Genomic DNA, 26832 nt, shown 5'->3' on the forward strand with positions numbered 1-26832 from the left:
TAATTATAAAATGTGTATTTGTGCACGCCAAAATCCCGCTACAATAAGGGTTTCTTCTTGAAAATTAAAATTAAAAATTATATAAATAAAATAATTGTATTGACTATTCAAATATATCAATCTATACTTATGAAATATAATCTTAATGAAATTTTAAGAAATTCAACAAATTTCGACATATAAGCTTCTTAAGTTAGGAGGATTTGTATTGGGCAATCAACCAATTTTACAAGTACAAGACTTACGTACTTCTTTCCGAATACAAGATGAGTTCCATGCTGCGGTGGATGGCGTTACATTAACGGTTAATGAAAACGAAGTTGTCGCAATTGTAGGGGAATCAGGATGTGGAAAAAGTGCATTTGCTCTTTCCCTCATGGGTTTGCATCCAGATGGAAGAACAAAACTAGAGGGTAATGTTAATTTCAGTGGTCGGAATCTTCTTTCACTTTCAACATCAGAAATGAATAAGGTTCGTGGAAAAGATATTGGGATGATCTTTCAAGATCCTCTTACTGCACTTAATCCGTTAATGACTTGTGGAAAGCAAATTGAAGAAAGCATGAACTATCATACAAAATTATCTGCCTCTGAAATTAAATTAAAGGCATTGGAACTCCTAAAAAAAGTTGGGATTCCTAATCCTGAGCGGACATATAAACAATATCCACATGAATTATCCGGTGGGATGCGTCAACGTGTAGTTATTGCGATTGCTATTGCATGTAATCCAGCACTTGTGATTGCGGATGAACCTACAACTGCTTTAGATGTGACTATTCAAGCTCAAATAATGGACTTGCTAAAAGATCTTCAAAAGCAAATGAAGACAGGAATTATTCTTATCACCCATGACCTTGGGGTTGTTGCCGAAATGGCGGATCGTGTGGCGGTTATGTATGCTGGGCAAATTGTGGAATTAGCGGATGTAAAGACATTATTTAAAAATCCACTTCATCCATATACACGTTCTTTATTAAATTCTATCCCATCTACAACATCAGGAAATGATCGATTGCATGTTATAAAAGGGATCGTTCCATCACTACAAAATCTTCCGAGACAAGGCTGCCGTTTTCAAGCTCGTATTGATTGGATAGATGAACAAGAACATGAAGAAAATCCAATTTTGCGGGAAGTTGAGCCTAATCATTATGTACGCTGTACATGCTATAAAAACTTTCACTTTCCAGAAAACTTAGGGGACATGAACGATGACATTTCTTAAAGTTAATAATCTCAAAGTCTATTATCCTATTAGAGGTGGTTTTTTCAGAAAAGTCGTTGACCATGTGAAAGCGGTAGACGATATCAGTTTTGAATTAAAACCAGGAGAAACATATGGACTCGTTGGAGAGTCAGGATGCGGGAAAACAACGACTGGCCGAACGCTTATTGGTCTAAATAAAGCGACATCTGGTGAAATTCTTTTTGAAGATAAAGACCTTACAAAATTAAGTAAAAAAGAATTTAATAATATTCGCAGAGATGTTCAAATGATTTTCCAGGATCCTTATTCTTCCTTAAATCCAAGAAAACGTGTTTTGGATATTATTGCAGAGCCTATACGCAATTTTGAAAATTTATCAAAATCAGAAGAAAAAGATAAAGTGGCGTACTACATTGAGAAAGTTGGATTGAATGCAGAATCCATTTATAAGTATCCGCATGAGTTCTCAGGCGGACAGCGTCAACGGATCGGGATTGCAAGGGCTTTAACACTTAAACCAAAACTAATTATAGCGGATGAGCCTGTATCTGCTTTGGACGTCTCTGTACAGGCTCAAGTGTTGAACTTCATGCAGGATATTCAAAAGGAATTCAATTTAACGTATTTATTTATCAGCCATGACTTAGGTATCATTCAACATATGTGTGACCGCATTGGTATTATGTATCGTGGTCAATTTGTAGAAGAAGGAACAAGCAACGAAATTTATACAAGTCCGCAACACATTTATACGAAACGTTTAATTTCCGCTATTCCGGATATTAATCCTGAAAACCGAGATAGACAGTCGGAAATGCGTGAGGAAGTTAATGCTGAGTATAAGAATTCTTATGATAAATATTTCAATGCTGAGGGTAAAGTACACAAACTGAAAGCTATTTCTGACACACACTTTGTTGCACTACCATAGGGAGAGGGGATTATAGAATATGTTGAAGTTTATATTGCGAAGAGTTTTAATTATGATCCCTCAGTTGTTTATTTTGAGTATTCTTATCTTTGCAATGGCGAAGGCCATGCCAGGAGATGCTTTAACAGGACAATTAGCAAGTAATCCAAAAATGGACGCGCAAACCTTGCATGAATTGAAAGAAAAGCTAGGGTTGCTTGATCCTCCATACGTTCAATATGGAAGATGGATTAAGGGATTAATTCATGGGGATCTTGGAATGTCTATAATACACCAAGTACCTGTTACAGATTTAATTGCAGGAAGAATGTGGAATACCATCCTTTTGTCTGCATGTGTTTTAATCCTAAGTTATCTTATTTCCATCCCGCTTGGCATTGTAAGTGGTAGGTGGACTGATTCCTGGGCAGATAAAGCGATTGTAGGATATAACTACCTGACATTTGCTACACCACTATTCATTTTTGCGCTTTTAGTGTTGTTTGTCTTTGGATTTGTCTTAGGTTGGCTTCCAACGAGTGGAAGTGTGGACATTCGAGTTGATGATGGAACGTTTGCTTACTATATGAGTAAGTTGAATCATCTCATACTACCATCCTTTTCGGGGGCGATTATAAGTACAACCGTAACGATTCAATTTCTGCGGAATGAAATTATAGATACAAAAATAAAGGACTTTGTTAAAACTGCAAGAGCAAAAGGGGTTAATGAATCAAAGGTTTATACACGCCATATTTTAAGAAACTCCTTTTTACCAATAGCAGCTTTTCTCGGATACGAAATTACAGGTTTAATAGGTGGTTCTGTATTCTTGGAATCCATCTATGGTTATCCAGGAATTGGACAGCTTTTCATATCCTCAATCTCACAACGTGACTTTAGTGTCGTTACAGCTCTTGTTATGATATCTGGTCTAGCTACACTAATCGGAACATTGCTTTCAGATATTATATTAAGTGCAGTAGATCCACGTATTAGAATTGAATAGCAAGAGAGAGGAGGTAAAGGACAAACATGAAAGCTGAAGTTATCAATCCTACAGAAGTAAAAGTGAAGAAAAAAAATAGTAATGGTGCATTCTCAGTTATGTTGAGAGAGATAGTAAAAGACAAGCTTGCTCTATGCTCATTGATTTTGCTGGCCATTATTTTAATTATCGTATATGGTGCATCGCTTTTGTTAGATCAAGAGAAAATTGTCACAGTCGATTTATTATCGATCTACTCACCTCCATCTGCTGAACATTTATTAGGGTCAGATTATGGCGGCCGAGATATATTGGGACAACTAATCATTGGTGCTAAAAATTCATTCACTATCGGTTTATGTATAACACTGTTAACAGGTGCCGTTGGCCTTTGCGTAGGTCTTTGTGCAGGTTACTTCGGGGGTAAAGTGGATAATGTTATCATGCGAATTATTGACTTTATTATTATCCTGCCATCATTAATGTTAATTATCGTATTCGTTACGATTGCTCCTAAATATAATGTTTATACGTTTATCTTAATCATGAGTGTATTCTTATGGACTGGTAAAGCAAGGTTAATTCGTTCGAAGACCCTTTCAGAACGTGAACTGGACTATGTTCAAGCTTCAAAGACCTTGGGAACACCGAACTGGAAAATTATTTTTCGTGAGGTGCTACCAAACTTAAGTTCTATTATTATCGTTAATTTGACTTTAAATCTTGCTGGAAATATTGGGATCGAGTCAGGTCTAACCTATCTAGGATTTGGATTACCGGAAAGTACTCCAAGTTTGGGTACTCTCGTGAGCTACGCATCCAATCCAGATGTTCTTCAAAATAAATGGTGGATTTGGTTACCCGCATCAATATTAATTTTAGTATTGATGCTGTGTATAAATTTCATCGGACAAGCACTAAAACGTGCAGCCGATGCAAGACAAAGATTAGGATAAAAGGGAGGAAAAAGAAAAGATGAGAAAAAAGCATCTATTTAAGTTTATGAGTCTCATCGTCGTTCTAGGCTTACTGTTATCAGCATGTGGCAGTAAAACAGGCGGCAAAAAGACGGCTGATAAGCCAAAAGAAGATATTAGTAATTTCCCGATGGTAGTTAAGAACAACAAGAGTGCAGAGGCTGATGGAAGTCTAAACTATGCTCTAGTATCTGACACTCCATTTGAAGGAACTCTAAATTATGCATTTTACGAAGGAAACCCGGATGCAGAAGTAATGCAATTCTTTGATGAACCATTATTTGCAACAAATGGCGACTATGAATTTACAAATGATGGTGCGGCATCATATGAAATGTCAAATGATAATAAAACCATCACTGTAACAATTAAGGACAATGTAAATTGGTCTGATGGTAAACCTGTTACTGCGGAAGATTATAAATATTCATTCCTAGTAATTGGTAGCAAAGATTATACTGGTGTTCGCTATGGTGATGCCATTATTCAAAGTATTGTTGGTATGAAAGATTACCATAAAGGAAAAGCAAAAGATATCTCTGGTATTAAAATTCTTGGAGATAAAAAGCTTTCCATTACATTTACAGAATCAAACCCATCTTTATTGACTGGTTTATGGCCATATGCAATGCCTAAGCATTATCTTGGCAATATTCCAATCAAAGATCTTGCTAAATCTGATAAAATTCATAAAACTCCAATTGGTTTTGGTCCTTTCAAAATCAAGAAAATTATTCCTGGAGAATCAGTTGAATTCGAACGCAACGATGACTATTATGCAGGAAAAGCTAATTTAAAGTCATTAGTATTAAAAGTTGTTAACCCTAAAGTAATTTTACAATCACTTAAAAAAGGCGATGTTGATGTAGCGGATTTCCCTACAGATCAATACCTTGCTGCAAAAGGATCTAAGAACTTCGAATTCGTTGGTAAAGTGGATTTAGCATACAGCTATATCGGCTTCAAATTAGGACATTGGGATGCGAAAAAAGGTGTTAACGTAATGGATAACCCTAAATTTGCTGACAAGCGTTTACGTCAAGCGATGGGATATGCGTTAGATGAAAAATCTGTTGGAGACAAAATCTATAACGGTTTACGTTTCCCAGCAACAGGCTTAATCCCACCATCTTTTGCAAGCTGGTACAACAAGGATACAGACCCAGTAGGATTTGATCCTGAAAAAGCGAAAAAATTGTTAGACGATGCTGGATATAAAGATGTTGATGGTGATGGTTTACGTGAAGATCCGAATGGTAAGAAATTCACAATTAATTTCTTAGCAATGAGTGGTGGAGATACTGCTGAACCGCTTGCTAAATTCTATATGCAATGCTGGAAAAATGTTGGATTAGATGTTCAACTAGTAGATGGACGTTTAGCTGAATTCAACTCATTCTATAAAATGGTTCAAAATGATGATCCAAAAGTAGATGTGTATGCAGCTGCTTGGGGAACTGGTACTGACGTAGATCCATACGGATTATACGGAAGAGATGTTCCATTCAACTACTCTCACTTCGTAAGCGAGAAAAACGATCAATTATTAGCTGATGGTCATTCAGTAAAAGCATTTGATCATGATTATCGCCAAAACGTTTATAATGAATGGCAAAAATATATGAACGATGAAATGCCTATAATCCCTACATTATTCCGTTCTGCAATCACTGCAGTTAACAATCGTGTTACAGGATACTCAGTTGATCCAGCTGCTCAACACGTTTGGATGAACGTAGGCGTATCAAGCAATACTCCAGATGTTGAATAATTGTTAGACTAATGAAGATCCCAAATTGGGGTCTTCTTTTTTTTATAATCTTATATTGAACATCTGATGAATACTTCTGAATCTGCGTAAATAGTCGGGAAGCAAATAGGACTATGCGTTTTTTTATTCTATCTAACGCTATAGTTGTTTTTTAAAATTGTTAGTCTCGCATAATACTTTATAGAAAATTTAAAATATTTGAGGAAAAAGTACTACTAAACAATTAGTGAAAATCCATATTTATCAATGATTCATAGTTGTATAGGAACTATTACTTAGTTAAAAAGTTTAATTTGAAATTATATAAATAAAAAAACTATATTGACTATTCGAATATATCAATCTATAATTTGGTTAATGAATTTAATGAAATTTTAATAAAATTTTAAATTTTGACATCAAGGTTTCTTTGTTAAGGGGGATTTATATTGGGAAATCAACCACTTTTACAATTACAGAACCTACGTACCTCATTTCGTATTCAAGATGAATATTTTGCTGCTGTTGATGACGTTTCATTAACTGTTCAAGAGAACGAAGTGGTTGCAATAGTAGGGGAGTCTGGATGTGGAAAAAGTGCGCTAGCTCTGTCGGTCATGGGATTACATCCTGATGGAAGAACGAAATTAGAAGGCAATGTTAACTTTAATGGGAGAAATCTTCTTTCATTGTCAACAGGGGAAATGAATAAGATTCGCGGGAAAGATATTGGAATGATCTTTCAAGATCCGCTTACTGCGCTTAATCCATTAATGACTTGTGGGAAGCAAATTGAAGAAAGTATGACATATCATACGAAGCTTTCAAGTTCTGAAATTAAAGCACGAACGATTGAACTCTTGAAAAAAGTAGGAATTCCTAATCCTGAAAGAACATATAAGCAATACCCACATGAATTATCGGGTGGGATGCGTCAGCGTGTCGTTATTGCAATATCGATTGCATGTGATCCATCATTAGTCATTGCTGATGAGCCTACAACAGCATTGGACGTAACTATACAAGCCCAAATCATGGATTTATTAAAGGATCTTCAAAAGCAAATGAAGACAGGAATTATTCTTATCACACATGATCTTGGGGTTGTTGCTGAAATGGCAGACCGGGTAGCTGTTATGTATGCGGGGGAAATTGTAGAGTTAGCAGATGTAAATACTTTGTTTAAAAATCCATTACATCCGTATACAAGATCATTATTAAATTCCATTCCATCCACTTCAACAGCTAAAGGTAGGTTGCATGTGATTCAAGGAATTGTACCATCTCTGCAAAAATTACCACGACAAGGCTGTCGTTTTAAGGAACGTATAAACTGGATGGGAGAGCAAGAACATGAAGAAAATCCAGTTTTACGCGAAGTAGAGCCGAATCATTTTGTACGTTGTACATGTTACAAGAACTTCGACTTTCCGAAAAACAGCGTAGGAGAAATTAACTATGACATTTCTTAAAATTAATAATCTAAAAGTCTATTATCCAATTCGCGGCGGTTTTTTCAGAAAAGTTGTTGACCATGTGAAAGCGGTTGACGATGTTAGCTTCGAATTAAATGAAGGAGAAACATATGGACTAGTTGGAGAATCAGGATGTGGAAAAACAACAACTGGCCGTACTATTATTGGCCTAAATAAGGCAACCTCAGGTGAAATTATTTTCGAAGATCAAGATTTAACAAAGCTGAGTAGGGGTGCCTATCATAACTATCGTCGTGATATTCAAATGATTTTTCAAGATCCTTATTCTTCATTAAATCCAAGGAAACGTGTTTTGGATATTGTAGCTGAACCATTACGTAATTTTGAGAGATTATCACCTGCAGAAGAAAGAGAAAAGGTGCAATATTATATCGAAAAAGTAGGATTAAACCCTGAATCTGTGTTTAAATACCCACATGAGTTTTCTGGTGGACAACGGCAAAGGATTGGGATTGCCCGAGCGTTAACACTAAAACCCAAATTAATTATCGCTGATGAACCTGTATCAGCTCTGGATGTTTCCGTCCAAGCCCAAGTATTGAACTTCATGCAGGACATCCAAAAGGAATTTAAATTAACGTATTTATTCATCAGTCATGATTTAGGGATTATTCAACATATGTGTGACCGGATTGGAATCATGTACCGCGGTCAATTTGTGGAAGAAGGAACAAGTGATGAAATCTATACTAATCCACAACATATTTATACAAAACGTCTCATTTCTGCTATTCCGGAAATCAATCCTGAGAATAGAGAAAAACAAGTGGAGATTCGTCAAGAAGTTAATGCAGAGTATAAAAATTCATATGACAAATATTTTAATGCTGAGGGTAAAGTGCACAAGTTAAAACCAATTTCCGATACCCACTCAGTGGCACTACCGTAGAGAGGTGACCTGCAGAATATGTTCAAATTTATATTGCGAAGAATCTTGATCATGATCCCTCAGTTGTTCATTTTGAGTGTACTTATTTTTGCTTTGGCCAAGGCGATGCCAGGAGATGCCTTAACAGGACAATTAGCAGGTAATACAAAAATGGATGCGAACACCATGTTAGAACTGAAACAAAAACTTGGATTGCTTGACCCACCATATATTCAATATGGTAGATGGATCAAAGGATTGGTACATGGGGATTTAGGATTGTCTATAATACACCAAGTACCTGTCACACAATTATTAGAAGGAAGAATATGGAATACAATTCTGCTATCTGCTGCTATTCTAATCTTAACCTATATTATTTCGATTCCTCTAGGGATTGTAAGTGGGAGATGGACGGATTCGGTGGCTGATAAAGTAATTGTTGGATATAATTATTTGACCTTTGCCACACCACTATTTATTTTTGCATTATTAGTATTATTTGTTTTCGGATTTGTCCTAGGATGGTTTCCGACAAGTGGTAGTGTAGATATTCGTGTTGAAAACGGTACATTTGCTTATTGGATGAGTAAATTAAATCATCTCATTTTACCTGCTTTTTCGGGTGCAATAATAAGTACTACCTATAATATACAGATGTTGAGAAATGAAATTATCGATACAAAAATAAAAGATTTTGTGAAAACCGCTAGATCAAAAGGAGTAAAGGAATCAAAGGTATATACACATCATATATTACGGAATTCCTTTTTACCGATAGCAGCATTTCTAGGATATGACATTGTGAGTTTAATAGGTGGTTCGGTGTTCCTAGAATCCATTTATGGTTATCCGGGTATTGGTCAGCTGTTTATATCCTCAATCTCCCAACGTGATTTCAGTGTTGTTACTGCACTTGTCATGATATCAGGTTTAGCAACTCTTATAGGTACTTTATTATCAGATATCATTTTAAGTGCTGTAGATCCACGAATCAGAATCGAATAATATGGATGGAGGAGATAAACTTGAAAGCTGAAATTGCAAATCCGCAACAGAAAGTAGAGAAACCGAAGAATCTCGGGGTCCTATCCGTTATGTGGCGGGAGCTCGTGAAAGATAAAATTGCGTTAGTTTCATTAATTTTACTGGTGCTAATTATAATTATTGTATATGGAGCATCTCTTTTACTAGATCAAGATAAAATTACCACAGTCGATTTATTATCCATTTATTCACCTCCATCAGCTGAACATTTACTAGGAACTGATTATGGTGGCAGGGATATATTGGGACAATTAATTATCGGAGCTAAAAACTCCTTTACTATCGGCTTTCTCATAACCTTATTAACAGGAATCATCGGCCTTTGTGTAGGTCTTTGCGCAGGCTATTTCGGTGGCCAAGTCGACAATATGATCATGCGTATAATTGATTTTATCATTATTCTACCTACATTAATGCTAATTATCGTATTTGTGACAATTGCACCAAAATATAATGTATACACATTCATATTAATTTTGAGTGCATTCTATTGGACCGGGATAGCAAGGTTATTTAGATCCAAGACCCTTGCGGAACGGGAACTAGATTATGTGCACGCATCAAAAACACTCGGGACACCGAATTGGAAAATCATTTTTCGCGAGGTGCTACCAAATTTAAGTTCGATTATCATCGTTACCTTAACATTAAACCTTGCTGGAAACATAGGAATCGAGTCAGGTTTATCGTATCTAGGATTTGGATTGCCGGAAAGTACTCCGAGTTTGGGGACTCTCGTAAGTTATTCATCCAATCCAGATGTTCTACAAAATAAGTGGTGGATTTGGTTACCTGCGTCATTGCTAATCCTAGTAATGATGCTGTGTATAAATTTTATTGGCCAAGCGCTAAAGCGTGCAGCCGATGCAAGACAAAGATTAGGATAATAAAAGGGGGAAATGTAAGGATGAAGAAGAAACATCTATTTAAGTTTTTCAGCCTCGTCGTCGTCCTGGGACTACTGTTATCTGCTTGTAGCAGTTCAACAGGAGGTAGTGGCAAGAAGCCGGGAGCAGGTGGTAAAAAGTTAGTTGATACTAGTGCGTTTCCAGTTGCTGTAAAAAATGATAAAGATGGCGTTGAGGATGGATCATTAAACTATGCATTAGTATCCGATACTCCATTTGAAGGTGTATTGAGCGAACTGTATGCAGAAGGAGTTCCAGATACTGAAGTAATGCAGTTTTTTGATGAGAATCTGTTTAGTAGAAATGGTGATTATGAAATTACAAATGATGGTGCAGCAACATATGAGTTGTCAGATGACCATAAAACACTTACTGTAAAAATTAAGGACAATGTAAACTGGTCAGATGGTGTGCCTGTTTCTGCTGAAGACTATGAATATACTTACTTAGTGCTTGGAAGTAAAGATTATACAGGCGTGCGCTACGGTGACGATATTATTCAAAGCATTGTTGGTATGAAAGACTACCATAAAGGGAAAGCAAAGGATATTTCTGGTATTAAAGTTATTGATGATAAAACACTTACCATTACTTTTGAAAAAGCAAACCCATCGCTTTTAACAGGTATTTGGGACTATATAGCACCTAAGCATTATTGGAAAGATACTCCGATTAAAAATCTTGCGAAGTCGGATAGAATTCATAAAACACCAATCGGATTTGGACCTTTCGTAATCAAAAAGATTGTTCCAGGAGAATCTGTTGAGTATGTTCGTAATGATAATTATTGGAGAGGAAAGCCAAAGTTAAAATCAATCGTTTTGAAAGTTGTAAATCCGAAAGTAATCTTGCAATCTCTTAAAAAAGGCGAAGTTGATATCGCAGAATTCCCAACACCTCAATACGAGGCAGCGAAAAATGCTAAGGCATTTCAATTCTTAGGTAAGGTTGGCCTTGCTTACAATTATATTGGCTTTAAATTAGGACATTGGGATGCGAAAAAAGGTATTAACGTAATGGATAATCCTAAATTCCAAGATAAGAATTTACGTCAAGCAATGGCATATGCATTAGATCAAAAGTCAGTTGGAGAAAAAATCTATAACGGATTACGTTTCCCGGCAACATCTCTAATTCCAACAGCATTCGAATCATGGCATAGTGATGCAGATGCAGTTGGTTATGATCCTGAAAAGGCTAAGAAGCTATTGGATGATGCAGGATATAAAGATGTTGATGGTGATGGTCTTCGTGAAGATCCACAAGGAAACAAGTTCAAAATCAATTTCTTAGCGATGAGTGGCGATGATACTGCAGAACCACTTGCGAAATTCTATATGCAATGCTGGAAAAACGTGGGTCTAGATGTTGAATTAGTTGATGGACGCCTTGCAGAATTCAACTCATTCTACAAAATGGTTGAAGCAGATGACAAAAAGATCGACATCTTTGCAGGTGCATGGAGTACTGGTACTGACGTAGATCCATACGGACTATATGGTGAGGATGTAGCATTCAACTTTGAGCGTTTTGTTAGTGACGAAAACTCTAAATTATTGGAAGATGGTCATTCTGAACAAGCTCTTGACCATGACTTCCGTAAGAAAACATACGATGAGTGGCAAAAATACATGAATGACGAAATGCCTGTCATTCCAACACTATACCGTTATAGTTTAACAGCTGTTAATAATCGTGTTAAAGGTTACACAATTGAGCCTGGAAAAGATAACGATCTATGGAGTGCAATTACAGTAACAAGCGACACTCCAGATGTAGAGTAAGAAAAATAAAAAAAGGATGGTCCAAATAATATGGACCATCCTTTTTTTATATTTACCATTTTGTAATCAGAAACAAACGGGTAATTTGTTCGGAATAATAAAAGTCGATTACATAAAAATAAAGATACCCTGAGAGTATAAAAAAGCATGTAGTATAACAATCTTAATTATTCTCCTTTTGAAAAAATCCAACCGAATAAGAAACCTGTAGTAAAACCTGCAAGATGTGCTATTATATTTACTTCTGTTTCAAAAATGGTCATGAGTACGGATATCACCAAGATAATCCAATAAATAATTTGATTTCGTTCAGATATAAGAATCTTTTTTTGCCATGCAAAAAATAGAAAACAACCTAGTAATCCAACAATAGCACCGCTAGATCCAACATGCGCATAAGATAGTGGAAGAAATAAAAAAGTAGCAGCATTTCCAGTAAATCCGGAAATAAAATATAATAGTGAGAATCTCCGTATTCCTATTAAATTTTCAATAAATGGACCCATGATCGCAAGTGATAATGTGTTATAAAAAAAATGGTCAAAATGAAAATGAATAAATATAGGGGTGAATAGTCTCCATATTTCACCTTCAGAAATATTTAAGTTTATACCAATTAATTTATTAAATAGTAGCTGATTCGGAATAATTGGAGTCAAAATAAGGCTATAAGTACAAATATGAACAATGATAATGAAAAAAGTGATAGGATAGGATTTTATATAAGTGGATAAAGTATTAGTTCGAGAAAACATTACTTTGCTCCTTTTCTGGAGGATTGTACAATATATGTATGCTGCAGATATATTTAATAGAAGGGATTTTACATATGATAAAAGGAATAGGTTTAGATATCGTGGAAATAGAAAGGGTCGGAAAAGTGTGTGAGAGGCAAGAAAGATTTTCGGAAAAGATTCTTGTAGAAAGTGAGCTTCAAGTCTATAAAACATTAACTAGAAAGCGGAAAATAGAATTTTTGGCGGGGAGATTTGCTGCAAAAGAGGCATTTGCTAAAGCAAATGGAACAGGTTTTGGAAAGGAATTGTCCTTTACAGATATTGAAATTTCCATTGATAAGAATGGAAAGCCATATATAACGAAACCAAAGGAGCAAGGGGTCCATCTTTCTATCACACATAGTGAACACTATGCTGTAGCACAAGTCATAATAGAAGAAGTGTGAATTTATAGATATTGATAATATAAACTTTTCATAAATAATCCAAACTTAAGTATGTTATGATAGATGATCTTCTTTCGCTTCGAATTATTCGCTCTTCATAAAGGATTCGAAGTGATCACAGCCAATAATTTAATATGTACTTAGAAAACAGACAAATTATACAATTTCCAAGGAGAGATTCATCATCCCTTGCATATTCCTGAAGGTTGTCTCATATATTCATAGTGCGATAGGAGAGACAAGGCTCAGTGGGAAATAGCTTCAAAGTTCACTTCAAACAGAACTTTTGGTTATCGATTCGTATTGAATGGCCTTTCTCTTCACCAACGAATAAATGAGTAATGAAGGGGTTGAAGGGATGAAGAAAAAGTTTTGGATGCTTGCAGTGGTACTAGCAGCAATACTGGCACTATCAGCTTGTGGATCCAAGTCGCAAGAGGATGTTGTAAAAGATTTGAATCGAAAGCTAGAAAAATTATCAGGGTATAAAGTAAATGCAGAAATGACTTTGAAAATGGGAAATGAACCGCAGGTCTATGATATTGAAGTTTGGCATAATAAACCAGAGTATTACAGGGTTCAATTAAAAAATTCTAAAAAAGATCAAAGTCAAATGATTTTGAGAAACAAGGACGGTGTCTATGTATTAACGCCAACTTTGAATAAAAGCTATAAATTTCAGAGTGAATGGCCAAAAAATAGCAGCCAAGCTTATTTATATGAGTCTTTAGTAAAAGATATTTTACAAGACAAAAATGCGAAATTTAAAGTAACAAAGAATACTTATGTATTTGAAACAAAAACCCGTTATCAAAATAATAAAATGCTTCCCTTACAAGAAATTTCTTTTGATAAAAGGACGTTAACACCGAAAAGTGTAAAAGTAATGGATACAAATAAAAATACTTTAGTTTCTGTGAAATTTACAAAGGTTCAATTGAATGCTAAGTTTGATAAAAACGCATTCGATACGAAAAAGAACTTAACGGGTGCTACGTTTGGGAAAACTCCAAATGACGTAAATGTGAACAGTACTGAGTTCGCAGTGAAATACCCTGAAGCTAAAATTGGAGAATTTTATGATGAAAAAGAAGTAAATACAGCTAAAGGGAAAAGGGTCATACTCACATATAGTGGTGACAAACCTTTTACGTTGATACAAGAAAAGGCAACAGTATCTCCAACTGCTGTAATGGAAGTTACTGCAATGAATGGAGATATGGTTGATCTTGGTTTTTCAGTTGGTGAAATGACAAAAAATTCTCTGTCTTGGACACAAGATGGGGTCGATTATATGATTGCTTCGAATAAATTATCAAAAGTTGAAATGATTGAAATAGCCGAATCCGTGCAAGGTCAGCCGGTTAAATAAAAGAATGGGCAGGTTACTTTTGGTAACCTGTTTTTTTTATGAAATAGTTGACATTATGTTATTTGAGATAAATAATCAAAACAATAATGGTTCTTAATCTTTCTTAGGAAGTGTCTTAAAGCTATGAATTTACCATATTATCGTGATACTTGGGCGGAAATTGAATTAGACTATTTAAAGGAAAATATAATGTCTGTACGTAAGTATTTACCAGCAGATGTTGAAATATTTGCTGTAGTAAAAGCGAATGGATATGGACATGGAGATGTACAAGTAGCCAAAACCGCATTAGAAGCTGGTGCAAATGGCTTGAATGTGGCTTTTTTGGATGAAGCATTAGTACTAAGGAGAAATGGTATTAATGTTCCAATTCTAGTTCTCGGGGCTACGCGACCAGAGGATGCTCCTGTTGCTGCCCAACATAACATTACATTAACTGTGTTTCAAAAGGAATGGCTCGAAAAAGCCATACATTCATTAAAGAAAGATGAGTTACTATCTGTACATGTGAAATGTGATACAGGCATGGGGAGAATTGGTATTAGAGAAATTAATGAATTGAAGGATATAGTAGATATCACACGAAATAATCATAACATTAATTTTGAGGGGGTATTTACTCATTTCGCTACGGCTGATGAACTAAATACAGATTATTATGAAGAGCAATTAAATCGATTTATGGAATTGGTTAATACTTTAGAGGAAAAACCAAGGTATGTTCATTGTGCCAATAGTGCATCCACTTTGCGTTTTCCGCAATCTGGTTTTAATGCAGTGAGATTAGGGATCGCAATGTATGGTTTGACGCCTTCGGAAGAGATGGAAGACTTGATCCCGTTTCCATTAAAAGAAGTATTTTCCCTCCATACAAAAATTGTACATGTGAAGCAGCTTCCACAGGGCGAAGGTATAAGCTATGGTTCAACCTATCATACAAAAGGAGAAGAGTGGATAGCAACACTTCCAATAGGGTATGCTGATGGATGGATTCGTAAGTTACAAGGACAGGAAGTTTTGGTGGATGGAAAGAAAGCTCAGATAGTAGGAAGAATTTGTATGGATCAATGTATGATTAAGCTTCCATACTACTTGCCTGTTGGTACAAAGGTAACATTGATAGGCAAACAGGGTGATCTTTTTATTTCAATAAATGATATTGCTCGTAAATTAGAAACGATAAATTATGAAATACCATGCACCATTTCTAGAAGGGTGCCGAGAGTTTTTATAAAAAATGGTGAAGTATCCGAAACAAGAAATGGGATATTAGATTTCTGAAAAAGATGTTGAAATTGGAAAATAATGATGTAAATGAGAAAATGTATAGGAAATACTGTGAAGAGAAGATAGGTTTTGAACATACACTTGTTACATTAAGGCTATATCGCATAAATGGTTGTTTTACGTACTTTGATTATATTCCTAATAAGATTCCGTTTCGGGGCATCATTTCTTGAAAGGATTACCAATTCTAATATTGAATGGGAAAATTTATGAAATTTACGATTGCAAAACAACAAAGTTTAAGAAAAGAGTCTTTATTTATGCATAATTGGTCGATTTTTATGCCGATAATAGGGTGGAATGACTAAATAGTCTTTGCATATAAATAATTTGGTGGTATTATTAAATTGGTATATAGGAATCGGTGTGTAGTGATTGGTGGAGGTGTAGTTTGTGTCTGAATCCAGCGCAACAACAGAAATATTAATTAGATTACCGCAACAACTATTATCAGAACTTGATGGATTTGCTGAACAAGAGAATGTGAATCGTAATGAATTTATTTATCGTGCTACAAAAATGTATCTTCGTGAAAGAAAGAAACGTCAAATTCGTGAATCCATGAGACGTGGATATATGGAAATGGCTAAAATCAATTTAGCGATAGCATCGGAAGCGATTCAGGCAGAATACGAAGCAGAACATACAGTAGAACGCTTGGTTAGCGGAGGTTAGTCCTTTGATTGTTAAGCGTGGTGACGTGTACTTTGCTGACCTTTCCCCCGTGGTTGGTTCTGAACAAGGTGGAGTCCGACCAGTGTTAGTCATCCAAAATGACATAGGGAATAGGTTTAGTCCGACTGTAATTGTTGCTGCTATTACAGCGCAAATCCAAAAAGCAAAACTGCCTACACATGTTGAAATTGATGCAAAGCGTTACGGCTTTGAACGCGATTCTGTTATTTTGCTTGAACAAATTCGCACAATTGACAAACAACGCTTAACGGACAAAATCACGCATCTCGACGAAGAAATGATGGAAAAAGTAGACGATGCCTTACAAATCAGTTTAGGACTTATAGAATTTTAAATGGCGCTCAAAATAAGGGCGTTTTTTTTATTTTATTAAACGTCGGAATATTCGGTAAAAAATAATAGGCAATAAGTATTATTTACTTTAATAAGTGGTAAAACGATTTTTTTCAATATTAATAATTTGTTACCATTAATATAGGATAAAGATAAAACAATAAATCTATTGACTAAGAATGGAGAGGTTGTATGCAAAATTTACTAAGAGAATATTTAACAAACAATAAAGAAACTATCTTAGTAGAATGGATGAAAAAAATGAAGGAAGAAGGTGATGAGAGGGTTACAAAAACTGTCTCAGAGTCAGTATATGTTAATCTGAGTACAGAATTTGTGGATGTTATTTTTGCGCGAATTAAAAAATCGAATCAGGAATATTCCGATAAGCTTGAGGAATTTTCGGAAAGGATTGTTCGACTAGGCTGGCCGTTGACATATGTATCATTGGGATTAACAACATTAGGAAGAATCATCTATACGGAAATATTTAAAAAGGAATTAGTCCCTTCAGACAGAGTATCGGAATTTGCAATGGTCTATGATCAATGGATAACTCCTATGTTTCACGAAATTATTCAAGCTTATACCGCTTCATGGGAACGAATTGTTTCACTACAAAAAATTGCACTGCAAGAACTTTCGGCACCATTAATTCCTGTGTTCGAAAAAATATCCGTTATGCCTTTAGTGGGCACGATTGATACGGAAAGAGCAAAATTAATCATGGAAAATCTTTTGAGTGGAGTTGTGAAACATAGATCAGAGGTAGTCTTAATTGACATTACAGGTGTTCCTGTAGTGGATACAATGGTTGCTCATCATATTATTCAAGCAGCTGATGCTGTTCGTTTAGTGGGGGCTAGGTGTATGCTAGTTGGAATTAGGCCGGAAATTGCGCAAACGATCGTTAACTTAGGAATAAACTTAAATCAAATTATTACAACAAGCACATTGCGGATTGGGATTGAAAAAGCGTTAGAGATGACAAATCGAAAAATTGTTAAATTGGAGGCATAAGTATTGAGAATACCAATATTAAAGTTGCATGACTGTCTGCTCGTATCCATTCAATGGGAGCTCGATGATCAAACAGCCCTTCAATTTCAAGAAGATTTATTACATAAAATACATGAAACAAGTGCCAAGGGTGTTGTGATCGATCTTACGTCCATTGATTTCATTGATTCTTTTATAGCAAAAGTACTTGATGATGTAATCAGTATGTCTAAGCTAATGGGGGCGAGAGTTGTTGTCACGGGTATACGACCAGCTGTTGCAATTACCCTCATTGAACTCGGTATTCGCTTAGAGGATGTATCTACTGCGTTAGATTTAGAAAATGGTTTGGAGAAATTAAAACAGGAACTGGGGGATTGACTATATGGAGTTCCAATCCAGTGTGAAGATTTTTAACGAATGGGACATCGTTGCAGTCCGCCAGTTAGGAAGAAATATTGCAAAAGAACTTAATTTCGGAACGGTAGACCAAGCAAGGATTACGACAGCAATTAGTGAACTGGCAAGGAATATCTTTCTATATGCGAAACAAGGTCAAGTAACCATTGAAAAAGTCTTTGCAGATGGGAAATGGGGCTTACAAGTTATCGCCGAAGATGATGGACCAGGAATTCAAGATATCCGGAAAGCGATGGAGGATGGATATTCAACTTCAGGTGGTTTAGGAGCGGGATTGCCGGGAGTAAAGCGATTAATGGATACTTTAGATATTGATTCTAAGCCAAATCAGGGAACGACTATTAAAACGACAAAATGGCTCCGATAGGGGGAGTGATTGATGACCTTTAAAGATAGGATGGAAATGAAGTACAGAAATATATTAAAGAACTATTTAAATGAGCAAAGCGAACAAGTTTTATATCAAGGGCAGAAATTTAGCCGAAAATTGATTGAACATCAAATATCTCCGGAAGAAATGATTAGTTTGCATCGTTCTATAATGTTACAGATTGAACCGAATATGCAGGAAAGTGTATTGCATTCCTTCGATGTTTTATTAGAGATAATGATGGGATATGGCTTAGCATACAGGGAACATCAAAGTCTTAGAGATGAGCAAATTGAATTAAAGAATGAAATTGAAGTAGCGGCAAATATGCAAAAAACATTACTGGGTACAAAGATCCCTAGAGTGGAACATTTGGATATTGGTGCAATAAGTGTACCAGCAAAAAAAATGAGCGGTGACTATTTTCATTTTATCGAAGATGAACAAAATCGCATTGGGGTTGCTATCGCTGATATCATAGGAAAAGGTATTCCAGCAGCCCTATGTATGTCCATGATTAAATATGCGATGGATAGTTTGACAGATATTCATCATAAACCAAGCCGCATCCTTGAAGATCTAAATCGGGTTGTAGAACAAAATGTTGACCCAAGCATGTTCATTACAATGTTTTACGGAATGTATGAGCCAAAGCAGCACCAATTTTACTATGCATCTGCCGGTCATGAGCCAGGATTTTTTTACGATGCTGGGCAGAAGCAGTTTTTAGACTTAGAAGCAAAGGGGCTGCTTCTCGGAGTAAATAAAAAATCGAATTATCAAGGATATTCAAAAAAACTAAATATAGGGGATATGATTATTCTTTTATCTGATGGTGTTACGGAATGCAGAACGGAGGAAGGTTTTATTGAAAGAGATGCCCTAACTTCAACTATAAAAAGATATATTCACTTATCTGCAAACGAAATAGTGAATAACGTATATAAAGATCTAGAAAGGCTCCAAGCTTTTCAGCTTCGTGATGATTTTACCTTAATTATTATAAAAAGAATGAAATAAACATGTTTCGTATGAAGAAAAAAGGGTAAAGAGAATAAAGGAATACTGTAAAGGGGTGGAGTTGATGGATTTTACCGTAAATATTACAAAATTGGAAGAGCAAGTTAGTATAAAAATAAACGGAGAGATTGATGCTTATACGGCACCAAAACTAAGAAATTCATTTCAACCATATGAGGATAAAAAACCTATCCATATGAATGTAGATCTTTCGGAAGTCTCTTATATGGATAGTACAGGCCTTGGAGTATTTGTTGGATTATTTAAGCAGTTAAAAGAAAATGGAGGCAGTTTAAAACTAACAGGTTTGTCACCACGCCTTAAACGTTTATTTCAAATTACCGGTTTGGCAGAGATTATGGAGATTAATAATTAGGCAGAGGGTGTGTAATAATGGAAGGATTTGAATACATCGAGATGAAAATTCCTGCAAACCCGGAATATGTTGGTGTTATAAGGTTAACACTTTCTGGAATTGCAAGTCGAATGGGGTTCGATTACGAAATTATTGAGGATTTAAAAATTGCCACAAGCGAGGCGATTACAAATGCAATCCAACATGGATATAAAGGAAGTTTAGAAGGGCAAATTGCCATTAGTTTTGGTGTCTATTTTAACCGCTTAGAAGTAGTAGTAGCTGATTCGGGGAAAAGTTTTGATTATAACAAAGTCAAAGGGAAAATCGGTCCTTACCATGAAAGGAACCAAACTGAAATGCTACTTGAAGGGGGCTTGGGTTTATACTTAATTGAGAGTCTCGTGGATGAAGTGGAAATTCTTCAAAATGAAGGGGTAACAGTCATTATGACGAAGTACCTTGAAGGAGAGCAGGTGGAGACCATTGGAAAAATTGTCTCAACCTAAATGTTTGGAACCGGATAATGTTAAGGATTTAATTAAATCCTTTCAAAAAGATGGAGATGAAGAAGTACAAGAAAAGCTTGTCAACCATTTCAAGAAACTCGTTGATTCGATAGCTAGAAGATATTCAAAAGGAAATCATTTTCATGAGGATATTTTTCAAGTAGGAATTATCGGTTTACTTGGTGCGATCAGAAGATATGATGATTCATTTGGAAAGGGCTTTGAGGCATATGCGGTTCCAACTATCGTTGGGGAAATAAAACGATTTTTGCGCGATAAGACATGGAGTGTACATGTTCCTAGAAGAATTAAGGAGCTTGGTCCAAAAATCAAAAAAGCCGTTGAGGAATTAACGGTAAAATTGCAACGATCGCCTAAAATTGACGAAATTGCCTTAAACCTACAAGTCTCAGAAGAAGAGGTTCTTGAGGCAATGGAAATGGGGAAAGGCTACCAAACCTTATCGGTTGACCATTCTATTGAATCGGATTCAGATGGTAGCACCGTCACGTTATTAGATATAGTAGGAAATATAGACAGTGGATATGAAAAGGTTGATCAGCGCTTAGTTGTCGATAAAGTATTACATGTACTAAGTGAACAGGAACGACAAATTATCCAATACACATATTTAGAGAATATGAGTCAAAAAGAAGCTGGTGTGAAGCTTGGGATATCGCAAATGCATGTGTCAAGATTACAACGTCGTGCTATAAAAAAATTACGTGAAGCCATTTTTGCGAAAAAAAACATAAATTCGGAGAAAAAGTTACTATGATGAAAATCCAACATCATTTGCTAGAAGCGTATGCCTATCAAACGGCAAAGGATGGAAATGAGTACTGCGGGGATAGTTTTTATATGACCTTAGATCACGACACGTTTCTTTGTGTGCTAGCCGATGGATTAGGAAGCGGCAAGGAGGCTTTTGATGCATCTTCAACTGTAGTAGATTATGTAAAGGAAAACGTGGAAATGGATGTAGACACCCTCATCCATGAAAGTAATAAGCTACTAGTGAATAAGAGAGGTGCAGCCGTTTCTATAATGAAAATTGACCTTCAGAAACGAGAATCCACTTATAGTTGTGTAGGAAACATTCGTTGTTTTTTATACACACCATCTGGAAAAACAACCTTTCCTTTACCGGTGACGGGATATTTATCTGGAAGGCCACAAAAATACCGGACACAGCAGTTTACTTATGAAGCTAATTCACGTTTTCTTATACATTCAGACGGTTTAAGACTAACAGGATCAAAATCGTTATTACAAAGCGGCCGCTCTTTAGAAGTGATCGGAAATGAAATAGAAGAAAATCACATGTTAAAAACAGATGACACTACTTTTATTATTGGAAGCTTGCTTTAATAAGTGCAGGCTTTTTCACTTTATATTGGAACATGGTAAAATAATGTGAGGATTTCTAACGAGCCATTAAATGAAGAAACGGGTGAATTGAATGGTTGAACAAACTGTAACAACAAGAGATGAACAGTTAAAAAAGCATTTAGCTGTGGAATTGAAATTTTCTCCAAAACAAATAAATACAGTCATTTCATTGCTTGAAGAGGGAAATACTGTTCCGTTCATTGCGAGATATCGAAAAGAAATGACGGGAGCGTTGGATGAGGTTCAAATCAGAGCCATTATGGATAGATGGACCTACGTTCAAAATTTGGAACAAAGAAAAGTAGAAGTTATTCGTTTAATAGGAGAACAGGGGAAATTAACGGAAGAATTACAGCAAAAAATAATCGCAGCTGATAAGCTGCAAACTGTTGAAGATTTGTATCGGCCATATAAGCAAAAACGCCGGACAAAGGCGACCATTGCGAAGGAAAAAGGTTTGGAGCCTTTAGCTGAATGGATGATGACTTTCCCTGTTACGGGTAATGTAAATGAAAAGGCGGCTGCGTTTATTTCGGAAGATAAGGAAGTACATAGTGTTGAGGATGCCTTAACGGGTGCGAAAGATATTATTGCAGAATGGGTGTCTGATGAGGCGCACCATCGGGAGTGGATTCGACAAGATACATATAAAACAGGAATGATTTCATCTTCTGTAAAAAAGGCAGAAAATGATGAGAAAAAGGTTTTTGAAATGTATTATGAATACGAGGAACCTATTAGGAAAATCGTTCCACACCGTATTTTAGCCTTAAATCGCGGTGAAAAGGAAGATATACTACGTGTTTCGGTTCAACCAGATACGGAAAGAATCGTTGCACAACTTTCTAAAAAGGTAATCAAACTATCTCACTCTATAACTGCTGTATTGATTCAAGAAGCTGTGGAAGATGCATATAAACGCTTAATCCAGCCAGCGATTGAAAGAGAAATTCGTAATGAGTTAACAGAAAAGGGTGAAGATCAAGCGATCCATATCTTTTCTGAGAACTTACGAAACCTGCTATTGCAGTCCCCATTAAAAGGGAAATTGGTATTGGGAGTAGATCCAGCCTATCGTACCGGATGTAAATTATCAGTTGTAAATGAAACAGGAAAAGTATTGTACATAGGGGTTATTTATCCTCATCCACCTAAGGCGAAACCAGAAGAAGCGAAAGAAAAGGTCATGAACATCTTAAAAGAGTTTCAAATTGAAATCATTGCAATTGGAAATGGTACCGCTTCGCAAGAAACGGAACAATTCGTAGCTGAAATTCTGAAAGAGATAAAAAATGATATATCTTATATTATTGTAAATGAAGCTGGTGCAAGTGTTTATTCTGCATCTGACTTGGCACGTGAAGAGTTTCCAGACTTGCAGGTTGAAGAAAGAAGTGCCGTTTCGATTGCAAGAAGACTACAAGATCCATTAGCAGAATTAGTGAAAATTGACCCGAAATCTGTAGGCGTTGGACAATATCAACATGATGTTTCACAAAAGAAACTTAACGACTCATTATCATTTGTTGTAGAAACGGCTGTTAACCAAGTCGGGGTAAACGTAAATACTGCTTCACCATCTTTATTACAGTATGTAGCCGGATTAAGTAAAACCGTTGCAGGCAATATTGTTAAAGTACGAAATGAGAGCGGACGGTTCGTTAACCGTAAACAATTAAAGGATATTCCTCGTTTAGGTGCAAAAACCTATGAGCAATGTATTGGTTTTTTAAGGGTTATGGACGGCGATGATCCACTTGATAAAACATCTATCCATCCAGAGAGATATCAAGAAGTAAAATCTTTATTGAAAAAGTTGAATTTTACAACGGCAGATATCGGTTCAGAAAAATTAAAGAATGCTATTGATACTCTTTCCGTTTCGGAAATTTCAAACGAAATAGGTATAGGCGAACTTACTTTGCGAGATATTATCGACTCATTAAATAAACCAGGTCGTGACCCTCGTGACGAACTACCTAAACCGATATTAAAGAAAGATATATTAAAGCTAGAAGACTTGAAACCAGGAATGGAAATGCAAGGTACAATAAGAAATGTAGTTGATTTTGGAGCATTTGTTGATGTTGGGGTAAAAGAGGATGGACTTGTCCATATTTCAAAACTGAGCAACCAATTTGTCAAACATCCATTAGATGTTGTTTCGGTTGGAGATATTGTCACCGTGTGGATCGAAAACGTCGATACTCAAAAAGGCAGATTATCACTTACCATGCTTAAAAAATAAATCAGTTGAAAAAACTTCCTTTTCTGTTGAAGAACTCTATAATTAGTAGACCAAATCGCGTATCGATTTGGTCTTTTTTACTTTGTTGAACCTTTGCGGACACCAGTACCGTTATCTGTGATAAAACGGGTTTATTCTTTATGTTTGCGGACAGAGGTTCCGTTACTTTGCAAATTAACCGAGTTTTCATCACGTTTATATATAAATAACGGATTCTGAGTCCGCTTAGCCGTTAAATTAGCGTCACTTTATAAAAATAGCGGATTCTATGTCCGCTAAAAATATATAAATAGATCAGCTAGAATATGGATGGAATCTTTGAGGAAATGATCAACTGGATTTTTCGCTGTTTTGGTTCGTGTAAAAAAACCAACATTGGTTTAATAACTTTATTTGATATCGATTCTTTTCATTAAATGCTCTCCTCATTTGATTTTGAAACCAAATTGGCATATCGAAACCTCCTTGTTTGATAAGTAGGTTAATACCTAGTATATGTTATAATAGGTTGTCTTGTTCATTTTAGTTGTTAAAAGGAGAGTTATGAGGTTGGACAATACAAAGCTACAAAAACTAGTGGAGGATATTTCGTTAACGTATTTTAGGAAATCTTTTAGACATAGTGCTTTGTTCAATCCCAGATTACGAACTACCGGTGGACGTTATTTGTTAAAAAGCCATAATATTGAACTGAATTATAAATACTATGAAGAACATGGAATGGAAGAGCTCATAGCGATTATCAAACATGAATTGTGTCATTATCATCTACATATAGAGGGAAGAGGATATCAACACAAGGACTATGATTTCAAAGTACTACTTCAACATGTCGGAGGTACAAGGTTCTGTACACCTCTTAAAAAGATTACAACAAAAAGAATAACAGCTTCCCAACTATATGAATGTACGAACTGTAAAACCTTATATAAAAGAAAGAGAAAAGTAGATATTAATCGTTACGTATGTGGAAAGTGTAAAGGGAAATTGAAAAATATAGAGTGTTAATCATCTTTGAAAAGTTTTTTTGAAATTGGGTTGACACAATACATGTTCCTCATTATAATTTTAAGAGTCGAGATTGAAATATTATTCCGCAGTAGCTCAGTGGTAGAGCTATCGGCTGTTAACCGATCGGTCGTAGGTTCGAGTCCTACCTGCGGAGCCAATATGGGGAAGTACTCAAGTGGCTGAAGAGGCGCCCCTGCTAAGGGTGTAGGTCGCGTAAGCGGCGCGAGGGTTCAAATCCCTCCTTCTCCGCCATATTTCCATGGCCCGTTGGTCAAGCGGTTAAGACACCGCCCTTTCACGGCGGTAACACGGGTTCGAATCCCGTACGGGTCATAATGGTCTGGTAGTTCAGTTGGTTAGAATGCCTGCCTGTCACGCAGGAGGTCGCGGGTTCGAGTCCCGTCCAGACCGCCATTTTCTTTTGAATTTTAATTAGAACTTTAATGTGTGTTATTATAAAAACAAAATATTGGGCTATAGCCAAGTGGTAAGGCAACGGACTTTGACTCCGTCACTCGCTGGTTCGAATCCAGCTAGCCCAGCCATTTTTTTGTTTTTAGCGATGTGTTAATACGAGCCATTAGCTCAGTCGGTAGAGCGCGATGAGTAATCCTCGAAGCAAAAGCATCCAGCGTACAGCTTGAGCTGCTGCTTGAGTAGACTTACTGAAAGCTGGACGAAGCGAACGTAAATTTCTATAATAATATAGAACAAATACAGCTTGCATCCAGTGTACCAATCGAGCTGCTACTTGAATAATCTTTCTGAGATTGGGACGTCGTAGATGCACTTTGAAAGAAAGCAAAATGACATCTGTTACGCAATCTATATAATGAGCCATTAGCTCAGTCGGTAGAGCATCTGACTTTTAATCAGAGGGTCGAAGGTTCGAGTCCTTCATGGCTCACCATTTTAAGAAAACTAAATTTTATAATGCGGGTGTGGCGGAATTGGCAGACGCACCAGACTTAGGATCTGGCGCCGCAAGGCGTGGGGGTTCGACTCCCTTCACCCGCACCAAAAAAAACTATTGACTTTTAACTAGCTGTTTGTTACAATAATTCTTGTCGCTTTTAATAAATGCGGTCGTGGCGGAATGGCAGACGCGCTAGGTTGAGGGCCTAGTGGGGGCAACCCCGTGGAGGTTCAAGTCCTCTCGGCCGCACCAAAGCTTTCCACTCAGTAAAATAAGTTTTTGTGAAGTGAAATAATTTAATGAGTCATTAAAAAAATTCTATATTGCGCCCGTAGCTCAATTGGATAGAGCGTTTGACTACGGATCAAAAGGTTAGGGGTTCGACTCCTCTCGGGCGCGCCATATAAACCAATCAAGCGAAAAAGTATATTAATAATATACTAACTTCAATCGGGAAGTAGCTCAGCTTGGTAGAGCACATGGTTTGGGACCATGGGGTCGCAGGTTCGAATCCTGTCTTCCCGACCATTATTAAAACATAATATAATATGCGGGTGTAGTTTAGTGGTAAAACTACAGCCTTCCAAGCTGTTGTCGTGGGTTCGATTCCCATCACCCGCTCCAAAAAAACTTTTAAAAAAGTTGTTGACATTGATTTGCATCGGTGTTACACTTAAAAAGTTGCTTCACAAGAAGTAACGAAGATTTGATCTTTGAAAACTAAACAGAACGAAACGTCAATGTTTTAAATTATATGAGCTATATCAAACATCTTTTTGGAGA

Annotated in this window: 27 protein-coding genes and 11 tRNA genes; 36 read left to right on the forward strand and 2 right to left on the reverse strand. The window is 36.3% G+C overall.

All coding sequences use genetic code 11. The annotated features are described in order from the left end of the window. Nucleotides 1–208: 208 nt before the first annotated feature. The 10 genes from AC3WJF_RS18980 to opp4A (AC3WJF_RS19025) all read left to right on the forward strand — a co-directional run bounded on the left by AC3WJF_RS18980 (nt 209) and on the right by opp4A (AC3WJF_RS19025) (nt 11938). Entirely contained in the window at nt 209–1228 is a 1020-nt protein-coding gene (locus AC3WJF_RS18980; protein ID WP_492455018.1) for an ABC transporter ATP-binding protein, read from the forward strand. Then, nucleotides 1215–2141: an ABC transporter ATP-binding protein gene (locus AC3WJF_RS18985; RefSeq protein ID WP_492455020.1), complete on the forward strand. Its 927-nt coding sequence runs from the start codon at nt 1215–1217 to the stop codon at nt 2139–2141. Before AC3WJF_RS18980 ends, AC3WJF_RS18985 begins: the two co-directional genes overlap by 14 nt. 19 nt (nt 2142–2160) lie before the next feature. Continuing rightward, nucleotides 2161–3129, forward strand: coding sequence for an oligopeptide ABC transporter permease (gene opp4B, locus AC3WJF_RS18990; RefSeq protein ID WP_492455022.1), 969 nt, complete (start codon nt 2161–2163; stop codon nt 3127–3129). Nucleotides 3130–3155: 26 nt separating this feature from the next. Continuing rightward, the gene (locus tag AC3WJF_RS18995) at nt 3156–4064 is read left to right on the forward strand and encodes an ABC transporter permease (RefSeq protein ID WP_492455024.1); all 909 of its coding nucleotides are present in this window, start codon (nt 3156–3158) and stop codon (nt 4062–4064) included. A gap of 19 nt (nt 4065–4083) precedes the next feature. Next, nucleotides 4084–5856 (forward strand): oligopeptide ABC transporter substrate-binding protein, encoded by a 1773-nt coding sequence (gene opp4A / locus AC3WJF_RS19000; RefSeq protein WP_492455025.1) that lies wholly within the window; start codon nt 4084–4086, stop codon nt 5854–5856. A gap of 428 nt (nt 5857–6284) precedes the next feature. Beyond that, nucleotides 6285–7307: an ABC transporter ATP-binding protein gene (locus AC3WJF_RS19005; RefSeq protein ID WP_492455027.1), complete on the forward strand. Its 1023-nt coding sequence runs from the start codon at nt 6285–6287 to the stop codon at nt 7305–7307. Then, complete coding sequence (locus tag AC3WJF_RS19010) at nt 7294–8220, forward strand: ABC transporter ATP-binding protein (RefSeq protein ID WP_492455029.1); 927 nt, start codon at nt 7294–7296, stop codon at nt 8218–8220. The genes AC3WJF_RS19005 and AC3WJF_RS19010 overlap by 14 nt, the downstream gene beginning before the upstream one ends. An 18-nt stretch (nt 8221–8238) precedes the next feature. Further along, nucleotides 8239–9207, forward strand: coding sequence for an oligopeptide ABC transporter permease (opp4B, locus tag AC3WJF_RS19015; RefSeq protein WP_492455030.1), 969 nt, complete (start codon nt 8239–8241; stop codon nt 9205–9207). Between the two features lie 5 nt (nt 9208–9212). Further along, on the forward strand, nt 9213–10133 hold the full coding sequence (locus tag AC3WJF_RS19020) for an ABC transporter permease (protein WP_492455032.1): 921 nt from the start codon (nt 9213–9215) through the stop codon (nt 10131–10133). 20 nt (nt 10134–10153) lie between these two features. Next, entirely contained in the window at nt 10154–11938 is a 1785-nt protein-coding gene (opp4A, locus tag AC3WJF_RS19025; protein ID WP_492455034.1) for an oligopeptide ABC transporter substrate-binding protein, read from the forward strand. A 167-nt stretch (nt 11939–12105) separates the two neighbouring features. On the opposite strand, the gene AC3WJF_RS19030 is transcribed toward opp4A (AC3WJF_RS19025), so the two are convergent. Further along, nucleotides 12106–12693 (reverse strand): rhomboid family intramembrane serine protease, encoded by a 588-nt coding sequence (locus tag AC3WJF_RS19030; protein WP_492455036.1) that lies wholly within the window; start codon nt 12691–12693, stop codon nt 12106–12108. A 74-nt stretch (nt 12694–12767) separates the two neighbouring features. On the opposite strand from AC3WJF_RS19030, the gene acpS reads away from it, so the two are divergent. The 14 genes from acpS to AC3WJF_RS19100 all read left to right on the forward strand — a co-directional run bounded on the left by acpS (nt 12768) and on the right by AC3WJF_RS19100 (nt 24122). Further along, nucleotides 12768–13121, forward strand: coding sequence for a holo-ACP synthase (gene acpS, locus AC3WJF_RS19035; protein WP_492455037.1), 354 nt, complete (start codon nt 12768–12770; stop codon nt 13119–13121). A 358-nt stretch (nt 13122–13479) separates the two neighbouring features. Then, on the forward strand, nt 13480–14493 hold the full coding sequence (locus AC3WJF_RS19040) for a LolA family protein (RefSeq protein WP_492455039.1): 1014 nt from the start codon (nt 13480–13482) through the stop codon (nt 14491–14493). 123 nt (nt 14494–14616) lie between these two features. Continuing rightward, nucleotides 14617–15774 (forward strand): alanine racemase, encoded by a 1158-nt coding sequence (gene alr, locus AC3WJF_RS19045; protein WP_492455041.1) that lies wholly within the window; start codon nt 14617–14619, stop codon nt 15772–15774. Nucleotides 15775–16173: 399 nt separating this feature from the next. After that, a complete protein-coding gene (locus tag AC3WJF_RS19050) occupies nt 16174–16455 on the forward strand; it encodes a CopG family ribbon-helix-helix protein (RefSeq protein ID WP_114746637.1) in 282 nt (93 codons plus the stop codon). Nucleotides 16456–16459: 4 nt separating this feature from the next. Beyond that, nucleotides 16460–16810, forward strand: a complete 351-nt coding sequence (gene ndoA / locus AC3WJF_RS19055; RefSeq protein ID WP_055741345.1) for a type II toxin-antitoxin system endoribonuclease NdoA — start codon at nt 16460–16462, stop codon at nt 16808–16810. 191 nt (nt 16811–17001) lie between these two features. Next, nucleotides 17002–17829 carry an STAS domain-containing protein gene (locus AC3WJF_RS19060; RefSeq protein ID WP_492455044.1) on the forward strand — a complete coding sequence of 276 codons (828 nt, stop codon included), beginning with the start codon at nt 17002–17004 and terminating at the stop codon, nt 17827–17829. 3 nt (nt 17830–17832) lie between these two features. Next, nucleotides 17833–18189: an STAS domain-containing protein gene (locus AC3WJF_RS19065; protein WP_492455046.1), complete on the forward strand. Its 357-nt coding sequence runs from the start codon at nt 17833–17835 to the stop codon at nt 18187–18189. A 4-nt stretch (nt 18190–18193) separates the two neighbouring features. Further along, nucleotides 18194–18595 carry an anti-sigma regulatory factor gene (locus AC3WJF_RS19070; protein WP_492455048.1) on the forward strand — a complete coding sequence of 134 codons (402 nt, stop codon included), beginning with the start codon at nt 18194–18196 and terminating at the stop codon, nt 18593–18595. A 12-nt stretch (nt 18596–18607) separates the two neighbouring features. Further along, nucleotides 18608–19618 carry a PP2C family protein-serine/threonine phosphatase gene (locus tag AC3WJF_RS19075; RefSeq protein ID WP_492455049.1) on the forward strand — a complete coding sequence of 337 codons (1011 nt, stop codon included), beginning with the start codon at nt 18608–18610 and terminating at the stop codon, nt 19616–19618. 64 nt (nt 19619–19682) lie between these two features. After that, a complete protein-coding gene (locus AC3WJF_RS19080; RefSeq protein ID WP_492455051.1) occupies nt 19683–19994 on the forward strand; it encodes an STAS domain-containing protein in 312 nt (103 codons plus the stop codon). 17 nt (nt 19995–20011) lie between these two features. Then, nucleotides 20012–20482 (forward strand): anti-sigma B factor RsbW, encoded by a 471-nt coding sequence (gene rsbW / locus AC3WJF_RS19085; RefSeq protein WP_492455053.1) that lies wholly within the window; start codon nt 20012–20014, stop codon nt 20480–20482. Then, complete coding sequence (gene sigB / locus AC3WJF_RS19090; protein ID WP_492455055.1) at nt 20460–21260, forward strand: RNA polymerase sigma factor SigB; 801 nt, start codon at nt 20460–20462, stop codon at nt 21258–21260. The genes rsbW and sigB overlap by 23 nt, the downstream gene beginning before the upstream one ends. After that, nucleotides 21257–21853, forward strand: coding sequence for a PP2C family serine/threonine-protein phosphatase (locus AC3WJF_RS19095; RefSeq protein ID WP_492455057.1), 597 nt, complete (start codon nt 21257–21259; stop codon nt 21851–21853). Before sigB ends, AC3WJF_RS19095 begins: the two co-directional genes overlap by 4 nt. Nucleotides 21854–21944: 91 nt before the next feature. Beyond that, a complete protein-coding gene (locus tag AC3WJF_RS19100) occupies nt 21945–24122 on the forward strand; it encodes a Tex family protein (RefSeq protein ID WP_492455059.1) in 2178 nt (725 codons plus the stop codon). Between the two features lie 330 nt (nt 24123–24452). On the opposite strand, the gene cmpA is transcribed toward AC3WJF_RS19100, so the two are convergent. After that, entirely contained in the window at nt 24453–24575 is a 123-nt protein-coding gene (gene cmpA / locus AC3WJF_RS19105; protein ID WP_101356685.1) for a cortex morphogenetic protein CmpA, read from the reverse strand. 96 nt (nt 24576–24671) lie between these two features. Between cmpA and AC3WJF_RS19110 the strand changes: the two genes are divergently transcribed. The 12 genes from AC3WJF_RS19110 (at nt 24672) to AC3WJF_RS19165 (ending at nt 26673) form a co-directional block, all read left to right on the forward strand. Further along, on the forward strand, nt 24672–25130 hold the full coding sequence (locus AC3WJF_RS19110) for a SprT family protein (protein ID WP_492455062.1): 459 nt from the start codon (nt 24672–24674) through the stop codon (nt 25128–25130). Nucleotides 25131–25215: 85 nt separating this feature from the next. Continuing rightward, nucleotides 25216–25290, forward strand: a tRNA-Asn gene (locus AC3WJF_RS19115). A gap of 4 nt (nt 25291–25294) precedes the next feature. Further along, nucleotides 25295–25385: transfer RNA gene (locus tag AC3WJF_RS19120), tRNA-Ser, on the forward strand. A gap of 9 nt (nt 25386–25394) precedes the next feature. Further along, nucleotides 25395–25466, forward strand: a tRNA-Glu gene (locus tag AC3WJF_RS19125). Between the two features lie 4 nt (nt 25467–25470). Further along, nucleotides 25471–25547: transfer RNA gene (locus AC3WJF_RS19130), tRNA-Asp, on the forward strand. Between the two features lie 56 nt (nt 25548–25603). Then, nucleotides 25604–25678: transfer RNA gene (locus AC3WJF_RS19135), tRNA-Gln, on the forward strand. 289 nt (nt 25679–25967) lie between these two features. Beyond that, a tRNA-Lys gene (locus AC3WJF_RS19140) sits at nt 25968–26043 on the forward strand. 25 nt (nt 26044–26068) lie between these two features. Next, nucleotides 26069–26153, forward strand: a tRNA-Leu gene (locus AC3WJF_RS19145). A gap of 62 nt (nt 26154–26215) precedes the next feature. Next, nucleotides 26216–26301 (forward strand) — tRNA-Leu (locus AC3WJF_RS19150). Between the two features lie 73 nt (nt 26302–26374). Continuing rightward, nucleotides 26375–26451, forward strand: a tRNA-Arg gene (locus AC3WJF_RS19155). Nucleotides 26452–26500: 49 nt separating this feature from the next. Beyond that, nucleotides 26501–26577 (forward strand) — tRNA-Pro (locus AC3WJF_RS19160). 22 nt (nt 26578–26599) lie between these two features. Then, nucleotides 26600–26673 (forward strand) — tRNA-Gly (locus AC3WJF_RS19165). The last annotated feature ends 159 nt before the right edge of the window (nt 26674–26832 follow it).

The sequence above is a fragment of the Heyndrickxia sp. FW510-T9 genome (assembly GCF_058781025.1).